The following is a 791-nucleotide window of genomic DNA, read 5'->3' on the forward strand; positions in this document are numbered from 1 at the left end:
CGCAGGCTACCACGTCTTTCATCGCCTCTGACTGCCAAGGCATCCACCGTATGCGCTTCTTCACTTGACCATATAACCCCAAGCAATCTGGTTATACTGTGAAGACGACATTCGCCGAAAATTCGCATGTTGCTCTTTCGAGCAGAACTCACAAATTTTACCTTAGCCTGATCACACACCAGTGAAAGTGCGTGTCAGTCTATATCTATCACATATCCGAATTTTTAAAGAACGATCTGACAAAAGTCAGAAATCAACATTCAAAGCGAATGTTCATTTCTGCGTTCTGCTCAGGAACAGCTTAAGACCCTTACAGGTCCGTCGCCTTCGACAAAGAATCAAGCAATTCGTGTGGGAGCTCATCAGCAGGCTGATGTCGTCGATTAAGGAGGTGATCCAGCCGCAGGTTCCCCTACGGCTACCTTGTTACGACTTCACCCCAGTCATGAATCACACCGTGGTAACCGTCCTCCCGAAGGTTAGACTAGCTACTTCTGGTGCAACCCACTCCCATGGTGTGACGGGCGGTGTGTACAAGGCCCGGGAACGTATTCACCGCGACATTCTGATTCGCGATTACTAGCGATTCCGACTTCACGCAGTCGAGTTGCAGACTGCGATCCGGACTACGATCGGTTTTGTGAGATTAGCTCCACCTCGCGGTTTGGCAACCCTCTGTACCGACCATTGTAGCACGTGTGTAGCCCAGGCCGTAAGGGCCATGATGACTTGACGTCATCCCCACCTTCCTCCGGTTTGTCACCGGCAGTCTCCTTAGAGTGCCCACCATA

At 50.8% G+C, this 791-nt stretch carries 1 rRNA gene; it reads right to left on the minus strand.

Going from position 1 to position 791, the window contains the following annotated elements:
* Window positions 1-384: 384 nt before the first annotated feature.
* A 16S ribosomal RNA gene (locus tag L6D75_RS27160) occupies window positions 385-791 on the minus strand; the annotation flags it as partial.

The sequence above is a fragment of the Pseudomonas faucium genome, assembly GCF_021602585.1.
Lineage (GTDB): Bacteria > Pseudomonadota > Gammaproteobacteria > Pseudomonadales > Pseudomonadaceae > Aquipseudomonas > Aquipseudomonas faucium.